This is a genomic window from Flavobacterium sp. N502536 (assembly GCF_025947345.1).
In the GTDB taxonomy this organism is placed as follows: domain Bacteria; phylum Bacteroidota; class Bacteroidia; order Flavobacteriales; family Flavobacteriaceae; genus Flavobacterium.
The window spans coordinates 4,567,285-4,590,383 of record NZ_CP110011.1; the positions used below are offsets into that span (position 1 = coordinate 4,567,285).

The 23,099-nt window shown below is 38.1% G+C and carries 17 protein-coding genes and 1 pseudogene; 5 read left to right on the top strand and 13 right to left on the bottom strand.

All coding sequences use genetic code 11. The features are described from left to right. From OLM61_RS19205 to OLM61_RS19220, 4 genes are all read left to right on the top strand, one after another. Nucleotides 1-3,114, top strand: a complete 3,114-nt coding sequence (locus OLM61_RS19205; RefSeq protein ID WP_264524199.1) for an efflux RND transporter permease subunit — start codon at nt 1-3, stop codon at nt 3,112-3,114. Between the two features lie 11 nt (nt 3,115-3,125). Next, on the top strand, nt 3,126-4,418 hold the full coding sequence (locus tag OLM61_RS19210; protein WP_264524200.1) for a TolC family protein: 1,293 nt from the start codon (nt 3,126-3,128) through the stop codon (nt 4,416-4,418). A gap of 14 nt (nt 4,419-4,432) precedes the next feature. Then, entirely contained in the window at nt 4,433-5,098 is a 666-nt protein-coding gene (locus tag OLM61_RS19215; RefSeq protein ID WP_264524201.1) for a PorT family protein, read from the top strand. Nucleotides 5,099-5,243: 145 nt separating this feature from the next. Beyond that, the gene (locus OLM61_RS19220; protein WP_264524202.1) at nt 5,244-5,678 is read left to right on the top strand and encodes an META domain-containing protein; all 435 of its coding nucleotides are present in this window, start codon (nt 5,244-5,246) and stop codon (nt 5,676-5,678) included. A gap of 476 nt (nt 5,679-6,154) precedes the next feature. Here the strand turns inward: OLM61_RS19220 and OLM61_RS19225 are convergent, their stop codons facing one another. From OLM61_RS19225 to OLM61_RS19280, 12 genes and pseudogenes are all read right to left on the bottom strand, one after another. Continuing rightward, the gene (locus OLM61_RS19225) at nt 6,155-7,024 is read right to left on the bottom strand and encodes a DUF4249 domain-containing protein (protein ID WP_264524203.1); all 870 of its coding nucleotides are present in this window, start codon (nt 7,022-7,024) and stop codon (nt 6,155-6,157) included. A gap of 5 nt (nt 7,025-7,029) precedes the next feature. After that, nucleotides 7,030-9,108: a TonB-dependent receptor plug domain-containing protein gene (locus OLM61_RS19230; protein ID WP_264524204.1), complete on the bottom strand. Its 2,079-nt coding sequence runs from the start codon at nt 9,106-9,108 to the stop codon at nt 7,030-7,032. A 21-nt stretch (nt 9,109-9,129) separates the two neighbouring features. Further along, nucleotides 9,130-9,321: pseudogene (locus OLM61_RS19235) on the bottom strand (carboxypeptidase-like regulatory domain-containing protein); the annotation flags it as partial. Next, nucleotides 9,318-9,641 carry a hypothetical protein gene (locus tag OLM61_RS19240; protein WP_264524205.1) on the bottom strand — a complete coding sequence of 108 codons (324 nt, stop codon included), beginning with the start codon at nt 9,639-9,641 and terminating at the stop codon, nt 9,318-9,320. The gene OLM61_RS19240 and the pseudogene OLM61_RS19235, both read right to left, overlap by 4 nt. Nucleotides 9,642-10,029: 388 nt before the next feature. After that, nucleotides 10,030-10,872, bottom strand: coding sequence for a FecR family protein (locus tag OLM61_RS19245; protein WP_264524206.1), 843 nt, complete (start codon nt 10,870-10,872; stop codon nt 10,030-10,032). Nucleotides 10,873-10,884: 12 nt separating this feature from the next. Beyond that, nucleotides 10,885-11,094, bottom strand: coding sequence for a hypothetical protein (locus OLM61_RS19250; protein WP_264524207.1), 210 nt, complete (start codon nt 11,092-11,094; stop codon nt 10,885-10,887). Nucleotides 11,095-11,140: 46 nt separating this feature from the next. Further along, entirely contained in the window at nt 11,141-11,662 is a 522-nt protein-coding gene (locus OLM61_RS19255; protein ID WP_264524208.1) for an RNA polymerase sigma factor, read from the bottom strand. 389 nt (nt 11,663-12,051) lie between these two features. Next, nucleotides 12,052-13,881, bottom strand: a complete 1,830-nt coding sequence (locus tag OLM61_RS19260) for an alkaline phosphatase (protein WP_264524209.1) — start codon at nt 13,879-13,881, stop codon at nt 12,052-12,054. Nucleotides 13,882-14,084: 203 nt separating this feature from the next. After that, nucleotides 14,085-15,620 carry a RagB/SusD family nutrient uptake outer membrane protein gene (locus OLM61_RS19265; RefSeq protein ID WP_264524210.1) on the bottom strand — a complete coding sequence of 512 codons (1,536 nt, stop codon included), beginning with the start codon at nt 15,618-15,620 and terminating at the stop codon, nt 14,085-14,087. 16 nt (nt 15,621-15,636) lie between these two features. Continuing rightward, nucleotides 15,637-19,026: a SusC/RagA family TonB-linked outer membrane protein gene (locus OLM61_RS19270; protein ID WP_264524211.1), complete on the bottom strand. Its 3,390-nt coding sequence runs from the start codon at nt 19,024-19,026 to the stop codon at nt 15,637-15,639. Between the two features lie 170 nt (nt 19,027-19,196). Next, nucleotides 19,197-20,117 (bottom strand): FecR family protein, encoded by a 921-nt coding sequence (locus tag OLM61_RS19275; RefSeq protein ID WP_264524212.1) that lies wholly within the window; start codon nt 20,115-20,117, stop codon nt 19,197-19,199. A 107-nt stretch (nt 20,118-20,224) separates the two neighbouring features. Then, nucleotides 20,225-20,782: an RNA polymerase sigma-70 factor gene (locus OLM61_RS19280; RefSeq protein ID WP_264524213.1), complete on the bottom strand. Its 558-nt coding sequence runs from the start codon at nt 20,780-20,782 to the stop codon at nt 20,225-20,227. A gap of 669 nt (nt 20,783-21,451) precedes the next feature. Here OLM61_RS19280 and OLM61_RS19285 point away from each other — a divergent pair. Next, nucleotides 21,452-22,006, top strand: coding sequence for a phage tail protein (locus OLM61_RS19285; RefSeq protein WP_264524214.1), 555 nt, complete (start codon nt 21,452-21,454; stop codon nt 22,004-22,006). 1 nt (nt 22,007) lies between these two features. Here the strand turns inward: OLM61_RS19285 and OLM61_RS19290 are convergent, their stop codons facing one another. Beyond that, the gene (locus OLM61_RS19290) at nt 22,008-23,030 is read right to left on the bottom strand and encodes a hypothetical protein (RefSeq protein WP_264524215.1); all 1,023 of its coding nucleotides are present in this window, start codon (nt 23,028-23,030) and stop codon (nt 22,008-22,010) included. Nucleotides 23,031-23,099 lie beyond the last annotated feature (69 nt).

Genomic DNA, 23,099 nt, shown 5'->3' on the forward strand with positions numbered 1-23,099 from the left:
ATGAAACAAAATATATTTGAAACAACAATAGCAAAACGCTGGTTAATACTGGCATTATTCTTACTCCTTTCTTTGTTTGGATACTATTCCTGGACACAACTTTCTGTTGAGGCTTATCCCGATATCGGCGATGTCACCTCACAAGTCGTAACACAGGTTCCGGGTCTGGCAGCGGAAGAAGTCGAGCAACAGATCACCATTCCGATAGAACGGGCTATAAACGGTTTGCCGGGCTTACATGTCATGCGAAGCAAAAGTACTTTTGGTTTATCGATGGTAACGATCGTTTTTGATGACGGTATTGAAGATTACTTTGCCCGCACCAGAATTCAGGAGCGCTTAAATGATGTCGAATTGCCTTATGGTGCTGTACCGGGTTTAGATCCGCTGACCTCTCCTACAGGCGAAATTTATCGCTATATCATCGAAAGCAGCAACCACGAACTAAGAGAGCTGAGCGAATTACAGGAATACACCATTATTCCCCGTATCAAACAGGTCTCAGGAGTGGCTGATGTTACCAATTTTGGAGGAATTACAACACAATACCAGGTAGAGCTCGATCCCGCTAAATTGGAGCAGTACGGTTTATCCTTAAATGAAGTAACGGAAACCATCGTAAAAAATAATGCAAATACTGGGGGAAGCGTTATCAATCGCGGAGATCAGTCGTATGTGGTACGCGGAATTGGTTTGGTAAAAAATCTGGAGGATATTGGACGCATTGTTGTAAAATCGGTAAATGGAGTCTCTATTTATCTGAGTGATATCGGGAAGTTAAAATATGGCAATCTGGAGCGCAAAGGAGCTTTAGGATACACCGACAAACGCGGGGTTGATTATTCGGACAATATCGAAGGGATTGTATTATTGCTCAAAAACCAAAACCCCTCTGTGGTTTTAAAAGGAGTCAATGAAGCCGTGGACGACCTCAATAAAAATTACCTTCCTGAAGGCGTTAAAATCCACGCTTTTCTGGACCGCACGAGTCTGGTAGACACCACACTTACTACGGTCTCTCATACATTATTGGAAGGAATGGCGCTTGTAATTATTGTTTTAATTGTTTTTCTGGGCAGCTGGAGAGGCGCTTTATTGGTAGCGATTACCATTCCGATCTCACTTTTGATTGCTTTTATCCTAATGAAATTCACGCACATTCCTGCCAATTTGCTTTCGCTTGGGGCAATTGATTTTGGTATTATTGTCGACGGAGCCATAGTGATGATGGAAACCATTCTAAAAAAGCGGGAAGACAACGAAGGGGAAGAACTCACTGAAAATAAGGTTGCCGCCAGTGTAAAAAGTGTAGCACGCCCCATCATTTTTGCTACCCTGATTATCATAACCGCGTACTTGCCATTGTTTGCTTTTGAGCGTGTCGAGAAAAAACTATTCACTCCAATGGCTTTTACCGTAGGATATGCTCTTTTTGGCGCTTTATTGGTTGCTTTACTGCTGATACCCGGATTGGCTTATTTCATCTATCGCAAGCCGCAGAAAATGCATCACAACAAATGGCTGGAAAAATTAACCAATGCTTACCATCATCGCATACAGCAAATCATGCAGGTCCCTAAAAAGGTATTTGCCCCTCTGATTGCAGTATTGGTTCTCGCCTTTATACTTACTGCCGTGGTCGGAAAAGATTTTTTACCGCCATTGGATGAAGGATCGATCTGGCTGCAGGTGACCTTGCCTCCGGGTATTACTTTAGAAAAATCGAAGGAAATGAGCGATACACTGCGTCATCGTACTTTAAAACACGAAGAAGTAACTTACATGATGGTGCAGGCAGGCCGTAACGATGACGGGACCGATGCCTGGACGCCCTCGCATTACGAATGCAGTGTGGGTTTAAAACCTTACAACCAATGGAAATCAGGAAAAACAAAAGACGATTTAATAAAAGAATTAGCCGCCGAATATGCCACTATGCCAGGTTATAACATTGGGTTTTCACAACCCATGATCGACGGGGTGATGGACAAAATATCAGGTGCTCACAGCGAACTGGTGGTAAAAATATATGGCGAGGATTATAAAGAAACCCGACGAATTGCAGAAGATGTCATTAAAACCCTTCAGGAGGTAAAAGGTGCCGTTGATCTTGCTATCGATCAGGAACCGCCATTGCCTCAGGTGCAAATCATTGCAGACCGCCAGAAAATAGCACAATACGGATTAAATGTCGATGCTGTTTCGGAATTAATCGAAGTGGCTATGGGTGGAAAAGCCATTTCGCAAATTTTTGTCGGCAATAAGGTATATGACATTACGGCTCGCTACAATGAAGAAAGCCGAAATGATCCTGAAAAAATAAGCAACCTGATGCTTACCAATTCTGAAGGTGTCAAAATTCCGTTGTCACAAGTATGCGATGTCAAACTTAATACCGGCGAAAGTACCATTGCCCGGGAAATGAACAAACGCCATCTGACGGTTCGCCTGAATTTGAGAGGCGCCGATTTAAGTTCTTTCTTAAAGGAAGCACAATCAAAAATTGAAGAAAAAGTAAAATACGACCACGCAAAATTTAAATTAAAATGGGGAGGACAATTTGAAAACCAGGAGCGGGCTTATAGTCATTTGGCCATTATTGTCCCTCTTGCATTGGCCTTAATGTTTGTGCTGCTCTACGGTGCATTTGGAAAATTCCGTCAGGCAGGACTGTTAATGAGTATTGTACCATTGGCTTTATTTGGCGGTATGTTAGCCCTCACCGTCCGTGGCATGACGCTGAATGTATCCTCAGCGGTAGGTTTCATTGCTTTGTTTGGCGTGGCCATACAAAATGGAGTTATTATGATTTCGCACATTAATCAGCTTCGTAAAAACGGAATGGCATTGCTCGAAGCCGTATGCAATGGTGCCAAACAACGCTTCCGTCCTGTTTTAATGACAGCGACCGTCGCGGTACTTGGTTTGCTGCCCGCCTCTTTGGCCACAGGAATAGGCAGTGATGTACAAAGACCTTTAGCAACTGTTATTGTTTACGGGCTATTGTTCTCAACCATACTAACGCTTTTTGCCTTACCCTCTCTTTATTATCTGATCGAGAAAAAGTTTGATTTGCCCAAAGAGGAAATACAACACAAAATCGACAATCCATAAAATGAAACCTTATGATGAAAAAGAACATACAAAACTGGATAATCCTCCTGCTATTGCTACTTATTTCGACAGTATCCAATGCTCAGGTTGATACTACTTTCACAAAAATAAAAATGAATTACACTGATTTTTTGACCTTAGTCAGCAAAAATAATCTCGAGTACAGCTCCCAAAAATTCAATGTAAATATAGCTGAAGCCAATGTCGCAGCCTCAAAAGTTTTTCCTGATCCCGAACTGGCTATAGGAGCGAGTGATAATGGCCAGCGCCGAATGCAGATGGGCTACGGTTTTTCATCAGAACTTAGCTGGACGCTCGAACTTGGCGGAAAGCGAAAAGCGCGAATCAATATGGCCAAAAGCACGGCAGAACTCACCAAAGCTTTATTGGAAGATTATTTTCGAAACCTGCGTGCAGCCGCTACTTTGAGTTTTCTGGAGAGCTTAAAACAAAAAGAGATTTTTTTAGTACAATTAAACTCTTACCAAATTTTAAAGAATATCGCTGCGACCGACAGCATCCGGTTTAAGCTTGGGAGTATTGCTGAAATTGATGCCCGTCAAAGTAAGCTTGAAGCGAATTCGATGTTAAATGAGGTATACCAAAGTGAAGCCGACTGGAGAACCGCTTTATTGGATTTAGGAAGTTATATTGGAGAGCAAAAAAAGGATAGTTTAAATTCTCCTTCCGGGGATCTAACAAAATTTGACCGATCGTTTGATTTAAATGAACTGATCACTACTGCTCAAAACAACAGAGCGGATGTGCTGGCCGCCTTAAAGAATAAAAATGTATCGCAGGATATTTTAAAGCTGACAAAAGCCAATAGAGTTTTGGATTTGGGAGTACATTTTGGAGTAGAAACTGCATCGGTGGTGAGTAATGTTGTTGCTCCTACTCCATCAACAACTGCTGTATCGGCGGGTATATCCATTCCTTTAAAGTTCTCCAACCAAAATAAAGGAGAATTAAAAGCCGCTGAATACGGTTTGTTTCAAGCCGATGTATTGTACCAACAGACGGAGTTAGTGGTTCAGACCGAAGTAAGAAAAGCATGGTTTAATTACCTCACCGCACAAAAACAGGTACAGCAATTCAATACAGGTTTGTTAACCGATGCCGAGAAACTGCTCAACGGCAAAATATACAGTTACAAACGCGGAGAAACTCTATTGCTGGATGTCCTGAATGCACAGCAAACGTACAATGCAACACAACTCAATTACTTTGAAGCGGTATATCGTTATGCTGCTTCCTTAGTCGAACTCGAAAAAGCGGCAGGAATTTGGGATATTAATTTTTAAAACAAGAAGAAATAATGAAAAAAACATATACAATTTGCCTGATACTCCTTTTCACGATGCGAATGAGCGCGCAACAGGAAGGCATTACTTTTGGTATCAGCGCCGGTACAAACTGGTCATTGCTAAAAGGGAGAGATTTAGACAGTCTGTCTACTAACGGAGCTTCAAAAGGTTTGAACGGCCTGACTATCGGAATCACTTTAGACAACAAAATTTCACAATATTTCGGTTTAAAACACGAACTGTTTTACAGCAGAAAACAAACAGCTCTTCAAATCGCGGATACCATAAACGGAGGATTCACCAGCAAGCTGAAACACCAGTATGTTGATTTGTTTCCCGTTAGTCCTGCTTTTTACTATAAAGGCTTACAAGTCTATGCTGGTCCTTACCTCGGTTTTTTACTGAACGCTTCTGTGCAGCGCAAAGATGCCGATGGAAATTTATATACCGATACTGCATTCTACGGAACTGGCAAAGCTTCCCATGGCTACAGCCAGAAAATGGATGCGGGTTTTGTGACCGGTTTAACGTATGAGTTTCCGAATGGTTTTACTCTTGGCGCAAGATATCTTCGCGGTTTTGTTCCTCTTATCGAAAATGCAAATACAATCCGGCAATGGAAAATTTACAACGAGAACTTTTTCGTAACTATTGGTTACAGCTTTAAAAAGGGATGATTTCAGCTCTTAAAGCTAAAATTATTAGACAACAGATTTAGAAATTTAGAATGATTCAATATTTTAAAAATTTACCTTAAGTTCTCTTTGAAAAACGATCATGATAACCTAAAACTTGTTAATTTTATATCCTAAAACTTTTCCTATGAAAAAATACTTCACCCTAATGTTGGCAGCTGTTGCCTTAGTTTTCACTTCTTGCAACTGCACGAAAAATACCACGCAAAATACCGCTCTTTATGACACCACCTGGGAACTGGAATATATTTCCGGTCCTCGTATTGCTTTTGAAGGTTTATTTCCCACTAAAAAACCTTTTATAAAGTTTGATCAAAGTACGGGTCAGGTTTCCGGAAATGCCGGCTGCAATGGCTATAGCGCTCCTTATACTTTAAAAGGGCAAACCATCAGCTTTGGCGAACAAGGTCCGACAACCATGATGTTCTGCGAAGGCGGCGGAGAGCAAACTTTTACCGAAATGATTAGAAAAATCAATACCTATTCTATTGATAAAGAGGGCAAACTGAACTTATTACTGAACGATGTTCCAATGATGCGCTTTAAAAAAGTGGCGAAATAATTTTACTATTCTCAAAATAATACAAAAAATGGACTTTCTTACAAGTCCATTTTTTGTGTTCTATAATCAATGTAATTCATAAATTGAATTGCGTACGGCTTTAGCCGGAGGCTCCAATAGAAGCCAATAAAAGGCTTTAGCCGAATGAGTACCAAAATATTCATAGCTTAAAAACCTAATAATTTATTTGGCTAAAGCCTCTTACTTTATTCCATTTTTACCTCCAGCTAAAGCTGGAGCCAATCAAAAACAATCTATATCGATCGTTCTTATGGAACTTCCTATAAAACCAAATCTATTCTCAACGGATTAAAATCTGTTGCTACGATAGGAACATTTCTAAGGAATTCCAAAAAAGAGCCATCTACTCGTCTCGCTTTGTAAGACTGAATTAAAATCCGATTAAATAAAAAAAAACATCTGACATAAATAATTATATGCCAGATGCCGTTACAAATCAACCTTCAATTAAAATCTTACTTGCCCGGATAGACAATAGTATCGTTCTCTTTTACTACATAGGAAAAGGTATCTGCTTCGCAAAGCCTGAAATAACCAAAAGCAAAATTATTGGCATTCGTAGTATTCACGATATTCCCTCTGATATTTCCCGGAGGAACAGAAAAAGGATTCCCACCATAGATCTCTAAAAGCAGACTCATATAGTTATAAAAATTCTTAGAAACACCACGATTTATAACCGCAACACTTTTTCCCGGTTTCAATTTGGTGTCAGAAAATCGCGGATTTATTTCATTTCCATTAAACAATTCATCGTCCAATAAAGTGTAGGTTGGAAAAAGAAGAACATCAGTTTTATAATCAGTCAGATAAAAATTTACCTGATCGATCGGATCTTTAAAGAAGAACCCAATTTCATACAGGTCCTCTCCTCCTACATCCGGAACAAGTTTTTGCTCTATTCTGTCAATTGGCGTTACCGACATTAATTTCTCAGCCGCAGTAAAAACCTGCCCTTCTGCCTCAACCGTAAGCACATAATCCATGTTGATCACAGGCACAAAATTAGTACATACATATAAGCCCGGTTCTTTTTCATTAAAAGTAAAGATATCCCCTTTGCTGTTCGTCACTTTTACTTTTGCTCCCGAAACTTTTGGGGTTTTGTTGTCGTAATAAGGCGCCGTTTTGCTAATCTTGATCAGCTGTTCATTACCGGATGTTCCTTTTTTCCAGAGAATTTCAGCGTCAACCACGATTCTCGTTTCACCGGTTTCTAAATCAAGCTTTACTGCTTCATCACAAGAAGAGAAAAACAGTACCAAAACAAGGCTTAAAACGGCTAGTGTTTTCTTTTTAATCATTTTTATATCAATCCTTTGCATATTCATTAAAATTTAAAATTATAAGAAACTCCGGGTACTATTCCAAAAATAGACAGTCTTCTGGTTTCATTTAGTCCTGTATCTTCATTTGTATTAAAGGTCATCGAAGCTGCATTTTGTCGGTTGTAAATGTTGTAAAGACTAAATACCCAATAGCTCTGCCATCCTTTCTTTTTGTCCGGTTTTGGCGTATAAGTAGCGCCCACATCCAGGTGATGGAAAAGTGGAAGTCTGTTTTCGTTTCTTAAGGAGAAGTTCGGAATATTAATTCCTCCAAATTCATAATACCCATTCGCATAAGTTACCGGCTGCCCAGACTGTAAGCTAAAGTTGGCATTAAAAGACCATTTTTTATTGTATTCATAATTCCCAACAACGCTCAAATTGTGCAGTTTGTCGTATCCTGATAAGTACCATCCGCCATTTGCGATTCCAGGTTCTTCGGGTGTTCTGCCGGGTGTTTTTTGTTCGGCTCTTGATAAAGTATAAGAAACCCATCCGGAAAATCTTCCAGTATTTTTTCTCAACATTAACTCCAAACCGTATGATCTGGCTTTACCATTCAAAATCACCTGTTCGATATTGTCATTGGCTAAGATGTCTGCTCCGTCAATATAATCGATACGATTTTGGATTTTTTTGTAGAACAACTCTCCCTCAAAAGAGTACTCCTTGTCCTTAAAGTTCTGAAAATATCCTACAGCATACTGATCCAATAACTGTGGTTTTGTAAAAGGTCCGCTTGGTGTCCAGATTGTCGTTGGCAAAGGAAACTGGGTATTGGATAACATGTGAATGTACTGTGCCATTCGGTTGTAACTGGCTTTTACCGAAGTATTTTCATCGAAAGCGTACGATAATGCAGCGCGTGGTTCAAAATTATCAAACTTACTGATGGTCGATCCGCTTTTATAGGTTTTACTTCCTGTTGGCGTACCTTTTTCATAAATTTTGTACAAAGGATTATACACTACTGCTTTTCCATCCTCATACGTACTGATTTCCTCACCTCCTAAACGGTAAAACATGCTGTAACGAAGACCGTATCGAAGATTCAGTTTCTCGGTAAGCTGATGTTCGAAGTCCAAATAAACAGAAGATTCAAAAGCATACTTTTTAGCCAGCTGTTTGTAATTGAACTGCGAAGTTGAATTGGTAGGCTTTACGGTTCCGGGATTAAAATCATAATACTGGCCGTCTATTCCATAGTTCAGTTTTAATTTTTCGGATAAAGTCTGACTCCAGCCGTATTTTAGACCATACGTCTGAATGTTATTGTTCCATTTAAAACCTTCTCTTTCTAAGCCCAGATTAAATTTATAATCACTGAAGTAAACAGATAAATTGGTGTTTAAATTCTCCGAAAACTTGTGTTTCCAGCTTAAGATTCCCATTGTATTTCCGTAGGTACTGTCAAAAAGATTGTTCAAATCAAAAAGATCGTTTCCAAAATATCCTGAAAAAGACAGGGTGTTATTGGCGCCAAAACGGTAATTGAACTTTGCATTCAAATCATAAAACATAGCGGAGTTCTTGTTATCGGCCAGTTTCATAAATAAGTGCGCATATGAAGCACGTCCTGCAACAATAAAAGATCCTTTTTCTTTCTGAATAGGTCCCTGCACCAATAAACGGCTTGAGATTAAACCAATCCCTCCATTTACTTTGTAGGTTTCGAAGTCTCCGGTTTGCTGTGAGATATCTAAAACAGAAGAAACACGTCCTCCATATTTAGAAGGAATTCCTCCTTTGTATAAATCTAACCCGCTTACAATATCGGCGTTAAAAATAGAGAAAAAACCAAACATGTGTGAATCGGCATAAACCGGACCACCATCTATCAAAATCAAATTCTGATCGGCAGCACCTCCACGAACGTTAAAACCCGATGAAAGTTCTCCGGCATTGGTCACCCCCGGTAATGTCAATATCGATTTTAAAGGATCGGCCTCCCCCATTGCAACGGGAATTCTTTTAATCTCGGCCATCGAAAGTTTGTTGACACTCATCTGAGTATTTTTAACATCAACGGCTTTATTGGAGGTGATCACTACCTGCTCGAGTTCGTGACTGTCGGCATCCATGTAAAAATTGATTCTCGAATCGTCAGCAACTTCAATTTGCTTCTCTTTGTTTTTTAGACCGAGATACGTAATGAGTACGGTATAATTTCCTTTCTCTACCTCTATCGCAAATTTTCCATCTGCATCAGTTGTAGCACCGGTAGAAAGTTCTTTAATAAAAATATTCGCACCAATAACCGGCTCTTTGTTCTCGTCAAATACCTGACCGGTCAGCTTATTTTTTTTTTAGGTGCTTTGGTTACTTTTTGCTTTACAAAAATATTATTCCCTACGATGGAGAACTGAACCGATGCGCTCTTATTGAGTTCATTGACAAGTTCTTTTACGCTGATATTTTTGTAAGTCCTGGTTTGAGTAAAATACTTTTGACCTGTATTAATCTGATCTGTGTGGGCAAACTTGAAATCGGTTTGGCTTTCAATTTGCTTAAAGAATTCTTTTAAGGTTACTGATTTATCAACAGTTACGGTTACGTTTTGAGAAAACACCGCCCAACTGAATAAAAAAAAGCATGCTGAAATTATATGCTTCATGAAATTTTGTATTTTTGAAAATTATTAAATGAGATAGTTTCGTACTATCTTGACCATGAGGAGGATGTTTAGTTTCGCGGCTAGTGCATCCTTTTTCTTTTCTACTGAAAAGTAATTACTTTTAATTCTTCATTTATTTCAAAGTTTAGGTTATACATTTCGGATATTAATTGGATAAATCTTTTAAAATCTTCTTTTTTATTAATTCGCATTGTAATACGATGGTCATAGTACTCCTGCGGAAATTTTAACGTATAACAAAAACAGGCTGAAATTATATGTTTCATAAAATTTTGTATTTTTGAATATTATTAAACAGGATAGTTTCCTATTATCCTGACCATGAGAAGGATGTTTAGTTTCGCGGCTAGTGCATCCTTTTTCTTTTCTATTGAAAAGTAACTTCTTTCAATTTTTCATTTATTTCAAAATTTAGGTTATACATTTCGGATATGAGTTGGATAATTATTTTTAAATCTTCTTTTTTATTGATTCTCAATGTAATGCGCTGCTCGTAATACTCCTTCGGAAAGGTCATCGTGTAGCCGTAATTGGTTTTAATGTAGGTGGTTAAAACCGTTATCTTTTCATTTTCAAAATCGGTAAATCTTTCAAACTCCGTTACCTCAACCGTATTGTTGGCATAGGTAAACTTCTCCCCCGGAACAAGGATCCATTTTTTGTCCTGATCTTTCACGCTCATTTCAACGCTTCCTTCAAAAAGTTCCACCGTTACCTCTTTCTGTGTATATCCTTTTACTAAAAAAGAAGTTCCTAAAACCGTGGTTGTGGTTTCATTGCAAAAAACCTGAAAAGGGTGTTTTTTATCTTTCTTTACATGAAAATACGCCTCTCCTTTGATTTCAATTTTACGATTGGTTGTAAAATTATTGGCATACTCAATTCTGGAATTAGGACTTAATTCAACCTTCGAACTGTCCGGTAAAAAAACTGTTTTTACAATGGAAGTGGTGTTTTCAATTACATTCGAAGCCAATTTAACTTCTGATTGTTCCTGATTTTTATTAAAGAACAAGCCCGAACCAATAAACCCGAAAAGCAAAACAGCTGCCGCTGCGGCATAATGCCATGCTTTAAATTTCGATTTATTCGAAGGGAAGGTTTTAGATTGAAACGCTTCCCACGAAGCTTCTTTCTCCTCGTCGGAATGCGAAATGGGAATATCATCCCAGATCTTATTTAATTCTTCTTCTACTTTTTTATCATTCATATCTTTGGAGCGTTAAAGTTTCTGACAATAAAATCCCTGCTTATTAAAAACACCGTAAACCATTTCCTTAATCTCCCTGTTGGTTTCGATTCTCAGAATGTGATTTGTATCTTCTACATCAAAATTCATGATACAATCAGAAATAACAAATTGAAGAAGCGCTACAACAAATCTTGCATCTTCTTTAGTTGTAACGTCCGTTTTATAAGTTTCAATATTCATTTTATGTTCCCATTTTTATAGATAACAAATGAGAACAAAAAAGTTCCTAATGGTTTTCGACTTTTTTTCGAATAAATTTACTGGCGAGATAAATATGATTGGCTATGGTCTTTTCAGAAAGATCCGTTAGCGCTGCAATCTCCTTATAGCTAAGGTTTTCCAGTTTATGTAAGGTGTAAATTTTTTGTTGCTGTTCCGGAAGCAGATTTATGAAAGTATTTAGCTTTTCCTGTCTTTCCTCAAAAATTTCAGTATCAACATCCTCCTCGTCCATTACCACATGCAACGGATCGAGCTGTACGATTTTATTTTCTCTGTTGAGATGATTAAGGATGATGTTTTTGCAAATGACAAATATTTGCTTGTCTAATAGGACATCTTCGTGCAGCAATTCTCTTTTATTATACAATCTTAAAAAAGTCTCCTGAACAAAGTCCTGTGGGGTAAGTACTGTAAAGTTAAAGCGTTTGGCTATGTTTATCAGTTTATCATAGTAATTGAGATAAGCTTCTTTGAAAGTGGCTTCATTACCTTTTTTTAAACTTAATATAAACTTCCTGTTGTCCATAACGCAAATATGATAATTAGTCTAAACTCAATGTCTAAAATAATATTGTGCCCGAAAGCGAATCCACTAAGACTTCCTTAATCTTTTTCTTAAGCAATCTTAAGGTACAAAGAACAGAAATTTTCTTGTAAAAGTTTTTAACAGAAAAAGAAATTAATCTTAAAAAAAACACAATTTTACAATCACTAATTTAATCATAATTTTCTTATTTAATTTATTCTCAGATTTAAAAACCCCAGTAAAATAAAGCCATTCGGCGTTTTTTGAAAAGCAGTTTTTTCTAAAAACATCTCCTTTATTTAAAAGTATTTAAGACACTTATTACAAAACAAAAGCAGTAACAAAAAAATCGTTACTGCTTATTTTTAAAGAAGAAAATTAAATGATCTCTACTGCTTCGCAAAAAGCGCTTCGAGTATTTTGGTATAAATTTGGGTATTTTGATACACTCCCATGAAATTCGACGCACCGGGTCCGTAGGCAAAAACCGGAACTGGCACTGCTGTATGGTCGTTGGTACTGAAACTTCCCTGTACATATCCTTTTGCGATACTGCCATCAATTAAGGAGAGTCCTCCCGTTTCATGGTCGGCTGTTACAATCAAAAGTGTTTCCTGATTCTGGTCGACAAATTCCATAGCCTGTCCAACCAGTTTATCAAAATCGAGCATTTCGCGAACGACATATTCCAGGTCATTTTTATGTCCGCCATAGTCAATTTGTGCTCCTTCGGCCATTATGAAAAATGGATTCTTTGTTTTTGAAAAAACAGTTGTCGTTTTTGATAAAGATTTGGTTAAAAAATCGCCTCTGCCCTCTTTCATCGAAACCACCGCAGCATCTTCTAAAATCACAAATCGGCTATTCTTGATGGTGTCCAGTGTTTTAAACTGATCCGAAAAAGTATATCCTTTTTCCTTCAATACCTTAGACAGGTCTTTACCGTCTTTTCTGTTTTTAAATTCTTTTGCTCCTCCTCCAATCAAAATATCGGAAGGGTTTGTGATAAAATCGGCAGCAATTGGTTCGCTAAAACTTCTTTCAGGCTGATGTGCATAAAAAGCGGCCGGAGTAGCATCTGTAATATTTCCGGCAGAAATAATGGCTGTTTTGTACTTTTTCTGCGCCAGCTGCTGCGTGATTAATTCCAGTGCTTTTCCGTTTTCGTCTACGCTAATAAAGCGGTTGTTGGTTTTATGTCCGGTTGCCATTGCCGTAGCACCCGCAGCCGAATCGGTAATATAACTGTCTGACGATTTAGTGATCGACAATCCCTGAGTGGGTATATTAAAAAGACTCAACTGTCCTTTATTGGCCGTATAACCCGCATAAATCTGGGTAAGTCCCATTCCGTCACCAATCAGCAGAATTACATTTTTCGGACGTTTGTTTTTAGCAAACAAAGCGGCATTCTTAGGTACATAGGCCTGATGGAATTCTGTATTCTGATAAAAAGTGCTTTTTATTTTCTGAATGAATTCGGTCAGTGCCGGCACATTATCGGTTCCAATAAAATCGACTTTTAAATTCATTAAAGTCATCCAGGTGTTCACATTATCTTGCGTCGACCAAAATCGGATCTTTTTATTCTGACCGTGAACTTTTTTAATGATGGCTTGTATTTTTTCTAAATCGACCTGTGTCATCACACCTTTACCGTTCCAGACTGTGTGTTCTTTTAAATCATCGCTAATCATTTCGACACGCGCCAATTGCTCTGCACTGTAATTTTCATTCAGTCTGCCATCAAAAGAGATAAAGTCGGGATAATCTTTCCAACTTGCCGGTGAAGGTCGGCTTCCTGAAATGACTACTTTTAGGTTTTTATTAGAAATCAGCTCCGGATACGTTTTTAACTGCTGAACAATCGCTTTAAGGGTTGCCGCAGCTTCCGATTTGATGTCGATCATCAAAATTAAAGGTTTGTTGTCAGGGTATGCTTTGCCTTCTAAGGTTTTTAGCTTTTTGGACAAAGGGTCTAAATAAAGACTTCGCAATGTGTTGTAAGTCTTGATTTCTTCTGACGTATGGGCGACCAGCAATTCGTTATTTACCAGAAAAACATCGGCTTCGATAACACCTGCTTCATTGGAGTAGGCTTCATAAAATGGTAATTTCCCTGCATAATCATTGTGCGAATGAATATTGACAGAGCTGTATTCCTGCGCTTGTGCCAACATAAAGAAATGAAGACACAAAAGGATTATTGTTTTTTTCATGGAAATATACTTTATATAAAAATTAACCCGTTAGGTTGAATCTATTTCAACACTTCGTTACATCAATTTTGTATTCCTAAAAAAGAGGTCTCAGTTCGTTTTAATACACCCAACGGCTTAAAAATCATTTGTTTTTTTACTACTGCAAGCTTCACAACTAAGCTTGCAGCGTAAAAAAAAACAAACAAAATGAAACTACTAAACTACCAGCCTTTATTCTGGAAAAGGGCTCCTTTGCTCACTGCAATTTCATCCGGTGGTATTGGCCACACATGGTGAATAGCAGGATTGAAATTACGGGCAGGATAAATCACCGTCCCGTTATAGTGGTGTAAAGGTTTTGCATAGGTTGCCTGAGCGTCGCCCCAGCGTACTAAATCGAAATGACGGTCTGTCCATTCTCCGGCCAGCTCACAACGTCTTTCTCTTTTCAGATCGGTTAAAGTTGCTCCTCCAATGCTTGGTAAACCTGCACGATTACGAATCATATTTATCTCGGTATCAGCGCTCAGTCCTTTCATTAATTTTGCTTCGGCCAACATTAAAATGACATCGGCATAGCGTAAAAGAGGTACATTTAAGGCTGTTGAAGGCTTGTCTCCGTTAGCATTTACATAACGAATGTCAATTCCACCCGAAGTTGTTTTTGGATAACCAAACGGCTCCATGTATTTTTTAAACTGATAACCGGTTCTATTACTTGAACTTACGATGTATTTCCCTTCATTAAAAGTCACTAATTCGCCAAAATACATAAACTTATCTCCTTTTTGTAAAATGGTAGCGCTACGTCTTTTATCAGCCGCATCATAGGTATCAAACAGCTCTTTGGTAGGGTAGAAATTTCCCCAGCCATTGTAAACTCCCCAGCCTTTATCTTCGAGACATACTCCCGGAAAAATTGACCCCAGACTTGTATTTTCGGCACTGGAAGTTACAGACCAGATGTATTCTGATGACCAGTTGTTTTTAATTTTAAAGACATCTTCAAAATTATCCAGCAATTTGTGCTTTCCACTGTTCACAACCATATTGGCGTACTTAATAGCATTGTCCCAGTCTTTTGCATACAAGTAGGTACGTACCAAATAGGCCCAGGCAGCAGTTTTGTGAGCACGTCCGTAATTGTCAGTCGTTAGCTCATTAAAGTAAGGCAATAAATCAGCGGCTTTCACCAAATCGGCAGCAATGTAAGCATAGTTTTCGGCTACGTTTTTAGCACGTGGTACATATACATTGGTTGGATTTTCTCTGTCCTGAATCGGAATCCCGGCACGCTCGTCTCCGTAGTGATAGGCCAGTTCCAGGTGCATCACAGCATGATTGAAATAAGCCTCTCCCAACATCATGTTTTTTGTTTTATCGTCTAAAGCGATCTTCGGAATGTTGCGAATCACATCGTTGCAACGTTTCATTACCTCATAATGCAGTCTCCAGATGTCTTTGGTATCCGACTCTGCTCCGTCTACAATAAAGTTCTTGATTCGTTCTGCATTTTGCCTTGGCTTGGTCCCAATGTCATCACTCGCATTGTTGAGCCAGAAAAATCCACGACCGTACATATTGTCATCAGAATAAAGCGCATAGATTGCATTTACTCCTGCTTTTGCATCGGCAGGTGTTTTCCAGAAATTACCACTTGAAGGTGCTCCCTGAGGCACTAAATCAAGTTCATTTTCACAAGCCGAGCTGCCTATTAAAAGCATAAAACTCAATACTAAAAGACTTAATTTTTTCATTTTATTTGTATATTTTTTAAAAAGTTGCGTTTACACCCGTCATATAAATACGGGAAAGAGGGTACTTCCCTAAGTCCATACCAAAATTCTTAAGCCCTACTTCCGGATCCATTCCTGAATACTTGGTAATGGTAAACAGGTTTTGCGCAGAGATAAAAAATCTAAGTTTTGCTTTTCCATTCAACCATTGTTCTTTTGCGGTATAGCCTATTGACAGGTTTCTCAATCTTACGAAAGAAGCGTCTTCGATATAAAAATCAGAGATTCGTCCAAAGTTATTATTGTTGTCTGTTGACGAAAGAACCGGAATATTGGTATTGGTGTTTGTTGGTGACCAGGCATTTTTAGAATCAGCCAGTAAGTTGTAACCCGGGAAAGAAGCATTCAAACCAGTATGTTTTACGGCATTAAAAACGCTGTTTCCGGCTGCTCCGCTAAAAAAGATGTTCATGTCAAACCCTTTGTATCTGAAATTGGTATTCAAACTGAAAGTGGTTTTCGGAAATGGATTTCCAAGTACTACTCTATCACTGTTATTGATCACTCCATCACCATTTATATCTTTGAATTTAATATCTCCGGCAACTGCATTTGGCTGATATACAACTCCTTTATCGTTTACATACGCTTTTACTTCGGCAGCACTTTGAAACAATCCGTCAGTCGAGTAACCGTAAAAAGCACCTACAGGACTTCCTACCTGATAAATGTTAGCCAAAGGCAAACTACGCACTCTGCTTAAATTCAATGGTTCAAGAGAGGTTAAATCATCTTTGATCGAAGAAATTTTGTTGCTAAGGAAAGCTGCATTTGCTGTTACATCAAATTTAAACTCACCCTGTGTTTTCTGATAGGTTAAACTCGCTTCTAATCCTCTGTTTTCAACATTTCCTGAATTTACGATTCTTCCTAACGGAGTTCCCGAAACACCCGGCAACTGATCGCGAACCAACATGTCTTTATTGGTTTTGATGTAGGCATCCACAGAACCTGTCAAAGCATTGTTAAACATGGTGAAATCCAATCCAACGTTGGTTTGTTCGGAGCTTTCCCATCTCAAATCAGGATTAGACAATTCGGCCTCCGAATAACCGTAGCTGATTACCGGACTGCTTCCGATTAAGGCTTGTGTTTGTTTTAAAGGCACACTAAACTGATACGGTCCAAGGTTTCCTAAGTTTCCAATTTGTCCCCAGCTTGCACGTAGTTTTAAGTTGCTTACAATTGGATTTATATTTTTCATAAATCCTTCTTCAGAGATCAACCATCCGGCAGAAACAGAAGGATATACTTTCCAACGATTATCAGAAATCAGTTTTGAAGTACCGTCGCGACGTACAATTCCGGAAATTAAATATTTTTGATTGAAGTCGTAGTTCAGCCTTCCCACATAAGAAGAAATGATCTCTTCAGACATTCCTGCATCCAATTGCTGTACTAGTTTAGCATTCAATAAATAACGCTGTGAAGCATCTTCATTATCAAAACCAGTTCCCTGTACCGTATAAAAATCTCTTTTGGTTTGTTGGTAGGTGTATCCTGCCAATGCTTTAAAATTGTGTTTCCCTAATGATTTTTCATAAGAAAGCGTCTGCTCACTTAACAAATCAGTTGTGGTAGAAGCCGTTTGTGTCAATCGGTTAAAATCGAATATTTTACCCGGTTCTGTTATTTTAACCGCAAAGTCGGTTGCATTGTTCTGAATTCTGGTATAACCCCAGTTGGATTTGAATTTTAAACCCGATACAATTTCCCACTCCGCATAAGGATTAATTAAAACGGTAGAAACCGGATTGCGGTTGTCCAGTCTTTTTAAATAAGCCACCGGATTGATTACGTCTCCATACGAACCGATATATTTTTCAGGAACTCCTCCAAAACTTCCGGAACCGTCTTCTCTGTAAATAGTAGCATTGGGCGGATAAAAAATGGCTGCTAAAATAGCTCCTGTATACCCACTAGAGGTATTGGCTGCCTGACCGTCGGTTAAGGAATACGACAAGTTTTCACCTATTGTAAAATTGGGCGCGAGTTTAAATGATGAATTGGCTCTTGCGGTATAACGGGTTCCGAAAGTATTAAGTAGTATCCCTTCGTTTTTGCGATAACTTCCTGAGATAAAGAAATTAGATTTTTCGGTTTTACCATTTACAGAAATGGAAAGATCCTGAATTTCTCCTGTACGGAAAATTTCATCCATCCAGTTGGTTTTAGTGGTTCTGGCCGTTGGTTCAAATGCCGGATCAAAAGCAGGAATTCTTGGCATACCTGCATTGTCTCTGGCTGTATTCATAGCATCAGCATATTCGGCCGCATTTAAAACGTCTAACTTTTTGGCTACACTTTGAAAACCTCCCTGGTAGTTTACATTGATGTTAATACGCTCTGAAACTCCTTTTTTAGAGGTAATTAAAATTACTCCACCTGAGGCTCTCGCTCCGTAGATTGCTGCAGAAGCCGCATCTTTTAAAACACTGATCGAAGCAATATCATTCGGGTTTAAGGTATTCAAAGAACCGCTGTAAATAATTCCGTCCAAAACAATCAAAGGAGTTTCGGCATTCAAAGATCCAATACCACGAATGTTGATTGTTGGCTCAGCCGTTGGGTCTCCTCCATTGTTAATTACGGTAACACCAGCCACAGTACCCTGCAATAATTCTGCTGCACTGTTATAAGTTCTGCTCGAAGTTTCCTTCATCGAAACGGTACCTACAGCTCCCAAAACTTCATTCTTTTTTACACTTCCGTATCCCATTACAACCACTTCCTGCAGTTGTTTCATATCGGCTACTAATTTGATCTTTATATTTTTGTCCGATTGGGTTACTTTTACTTCTTGTGTCACATAACCCACGTAAGAAAAAACAAGTACGGCCACAGACGAATTGATTTCCATCTTAAAGGTACCGTCAAAATCTGTTGTTGCGGCTGCGTCCGAATCTTTGTCTTTGATTCCGACACCCGGCAACGGCATTCCGTCATCCCCTCCAAAAACAGTTCCCGAAATGCTTATTTTGCCCTGAGCGGCATCTGAAATTTTCAAATTTTTCTTGATGACAATATTGTTGCTCACAATTTCGTACCTCAACAATAAATTGCTGCATATTTTATCCAGTGCCTGTTCTAAGGGTACATTGTTGAGTTTTAAGCTAATCTTTTGATTGGTATTCACCTGATTGGTTTCGTACATAAAATGCACGTCAATTTGTTTTTCAATTTTCTGAAAAACATTTTTGATGCTTTCGTTTTCTACTTTTAAGGTTACTCTCTTATTTATATCAAAACTGCCCGCTTTCACGGTTAATCCGATAAAAAATAGAGCTGTAAAAAGCAGCGCTCTCGTTAGTACCGATTTTTTAATGCTCTCGCGGTTTGGAACATACCGCATTTGCTTTCTAGTCATGTTTGTGATTTTTTAATTGTTTTTGATTATGGATCAGTTTTCTACGTAGATTTTTTTTTAATTGGATTGGTAACGAATTGTTTTATGGCGGATAGCTACAGTTACTCTCACTAAATCGCATAGCGCTATACGAATGGTGTTACTGTATGTTTCTTTTCCCGTTCTGTGGCTTAGCGTATCACATAAGTCCCTGCTTCTACTTTGTACTCGGCATTGATGATGTTGCACACCAAAGCAACGACCTGCCCTACCGGAAGCTCTTTGAAATAGGCACTGATTTTTAAATTGTTTAAATTCTTATTTCCAATTTCGACGGTTACATTATAATTCCGATTGATGGTTGCAATGACTTCGGGTAAGGGAGCGTCTTCAAAAACGATAATGTTTTTTCGCCATAACGAAATTGAATTGACCGGAATATCCTTGAAAGCCTGCAATTTGTTATCACGTGATTTAAAAATCACTTTTTGACCCGGGGTGACATAGACGTTCTCTTCGGTGACGGTTGATTTTACATTTACTCTTCCGGTCAAAACCGAAACTTCCTGCGTGGTCTGATCCGGATAGGCCTGTACGTTAAAGCTGGTTCCCAGTACTTTTGTATCCATTTTATCAGTATGAATGATAAAAGGGTGTTTTTTGTCTTTGGCTACATCAAAAAAAGCTTCTCCGGTTAGATAAACTTCTCTTGTATCCCCTTTAAAAGCAACAGGGTATTTTACGCGACTTCCCGCGTTAAGCCATATTTGAGTACCATCGCTTAAAACTATTTTGGCATGTTCTCCTGCCTTGGTAGCATATTGCCTGCTAATGGTTTTTACCGTTGATAAATAAAAGAAACAGGAAAGGCCCAGTAAAACAAATAGAGAAGCTGCCATTGTCCAGTTTCTGTAAGCAATGGAAATAACCTTACCGGATTTTTTGATCTGCTGAATCTCTTTTTTTAGTTTTGAACGATCGGAGGTGATCGTTGCTATGGTATCAAAGATTTCTTCCGGATGATTGTACCAGTTATTCCATAATTCTTCTCCATTTAGAGAAGGCTTACCTTCTAAAAAATGTTTTATATCTTGGTGTAATTTTTCAGGCATTATAATTTGTTTAATAGTATGTCTTAGAAATAGTATTTTCAGGTAGGTGGCTAAGGTTACGCTTTTGTTAAGAAAAGAAAGCGCAACCTTACATTAGAAATCGGCTGTTAGTTAAACTCGCCCAGATAGCTTCGCATAAACTTTAAAGCATACGCAATGTGATACTTTACGGTTTCGTGCGAAACATTAAGTTCTTCGGCTATTTCTTTGTTGGTATAATGCTTAATCCTGCTGAGAATAAAAACTTCTTTGGATTTTTTGGGAAGTAATAAAGTAGCTTTGTCCACTGCGTCCTGCAGTTCTTCGTAGTAAATGGAATCTTCAGTAGTGTTACTGCTGTTATAGTCATTTGTATTTCGATCGGTCACCTCTTTTACATATTGGTCTGTAATGGTGTGCGATTTGATGTAGTCTAAAGTCACGTATCGAACGGATGTGTAGATGTAAGCCGAAAATTTCTTTTGAATAACCAGCACCTTTCTCCTTTCCCAAATTGCAGTAAAAACTTCCTGAACAATTTCTTCAGAAACCGGAACCGATTTCATTCTGATGTAAACAAACCGCACCAAAACATCGCGATAACGAAAATACAACTCATCAAACGCCTTATCTTTCCCTTGTCTTAACAATTCAACAAGTTCTTCATCCGTGAACTTTTTATACATAATACTCCACTTTTGAATGATTCGGCGAACAAATCGCTGTTACTAAAACTTCCATTCCCATTATCCTGCTGCGATGTATTCTTATTTTAAAAAATGACATATACTACAATTGTGTTGTTTTATAATATGTCTCCAAAATTAAAGCTGAGGGTAGGTCTGCAAGGTTACGTTTACATTAATAAAATGCCTTCTTTATAAAACATTGTATTAACATCTGACGTGTTATGTTATGAAGATATTGGGAGGATCTGTTGTGGGGTACTATTTTCTAAGATGCTGAAGGTGCAACAGAAAGGCAAAGTTGTATTATACTTCCTACAGCTATCACCTGTGCTGATTGAAAGCTACAAACACCCCTAAATAGAAGAGATATAGTCTGTTTTTTAGGTGTCATATGGTTTTTCTCGCTCTGCTCGATACTTTTTCCAACACGAATAAGATATTTCATGACAATAAAAACCTGCCTCATGACATATTTTTCAGTATCGGTGCAGAAGATGTTTAGTTTTAACCTGTTTTAGAAGATAAAATCAGGTAGAAACACCTGTTTTTGAGAGTTTTATATTTTATACCTTAGTTGAAATATAAAAATTGCCCTTTTATTTCTTAGTAAAAAAACAAGTAATATCAAAAACAAATATAAACACTAACCTATTAAAACTAAACACTATGGAAGAATTCATTGGAGTTGTAAAACTTTTTGCGGGAAATTTTGCCCCAAGAGGCTGGGCCTTTTGTAACGGACAAATATTGTCAATTGCACAAAATACGGCATTATTCTCAATCCTTGGTACAACCTATGGAGGAAATGGTCAGACTACTTTCGCTTTACCAAATCTACAAGGTGCAACAGCTATTGGACAAGGAACTTCACCAGGAGGAACTTACGTTCTTGGACAAGCTGCAGGTACACCAAACGTTTCAATTTTAACAAGCAACTTACCAGCTCACGTTCACGCAGGACCAGGTAAAATATCGGTAAGTGCTGCAAATTCAACAGATATACTACCTGTGGCAGGTGCTTCAATAGCTGTGCCGGGATCAATTGTATCTAGAGTTTTTACACCAACATTAGGCTTTACAACAGCAACACCAAGTGTTGATTTATTAAGCAATGTAACAACAGGTGCAACAGGTAGTAATCTCCCTATCTCAGTAATGCAGCCTTACGTAGCATTGTCTTATATCATTTGTTTAGAAGGAATTTTTCCTTCCAGAAATTAAGCTATTCATTAAGAGCGGTTTTTACGTTATAAGACCATTTTGGTATATCGCTAAAGTCGTATAAAAATTGAATTTCAGAATAGCTGGTCAGGCTGTATATAGAAGCTACACAATATGGGTTTGTAATATAGGACTCTGCAGTTTTTAATTCAATGTCTTCAAATATTCTGATTTCAGTAAAAATACACACATCGGGATGATTGCTAAAATCATCGGGCAGCTTATAAAAGTCACTTTTAAAACTTAAAAACTGACTTTTAGTGCCAAAAAGTTCTTTGTTTATTGTAAATAATCTATCTACAAATACACTATGAGGATAGGGCTGCAATTCATCGCGGCCCTTTACTTCACTGTTCCCATTTTTAAGCGATGGCTCGTAATCAAAAAAAGAAAAAGTCAGATCAATTCTGATCTCTTCCGGAATTAAAATTCCATGCGAAGGCAATTGTGAAACAATGTTTTGTGTAATAGCCACTTGTGGTTCACGAGTAAGAGCGTAATGCATCGTTTCTGAAATCGCCAAATCGATTGTAAAATCCTGAGGTTTAGTATAGGTGATGGCATCCGTTTCAATTAAGTCAACTGAATAGTCACTAAGGCCAATAACCGATAAAATATGGTGTACCGATGTTATTGAAGCTGTATTGATATCTAGTAAAATGGCTTTAATTCTATCTTTATTAAACAAAGGAAGTAAAGGAAGAATTAAAGTTGCATAAGGGCCACAACCCGCATAAAGGATATGAATACTTCTCTCGGGAAAATCATTGCACAATTTTATCAAAGCCTTATAAACGCCTTTTATGAAATAAACGGTACGTAAATAATCATCAACACAGTCTGCGGCGCCAGAACTGGATAAAGCAACTCCACCTTTTACAAAAGTTTCGTTGTTTTCAAAGTGATTAATTGTAGCAATTTTTTCATAAAATTCTGAAAGGTTTCGCGCACATTTTGTGTGTTCATCAACAGTATTTGACGCAATGATAGATTGAACAATAATCGTAAGCTCTTGTTTATACATGATACTTTTATTTTAGTTAAGGCTTTGAAGTTAAAACTAAAAAACAAATGCAAGAATACAAAATGATAA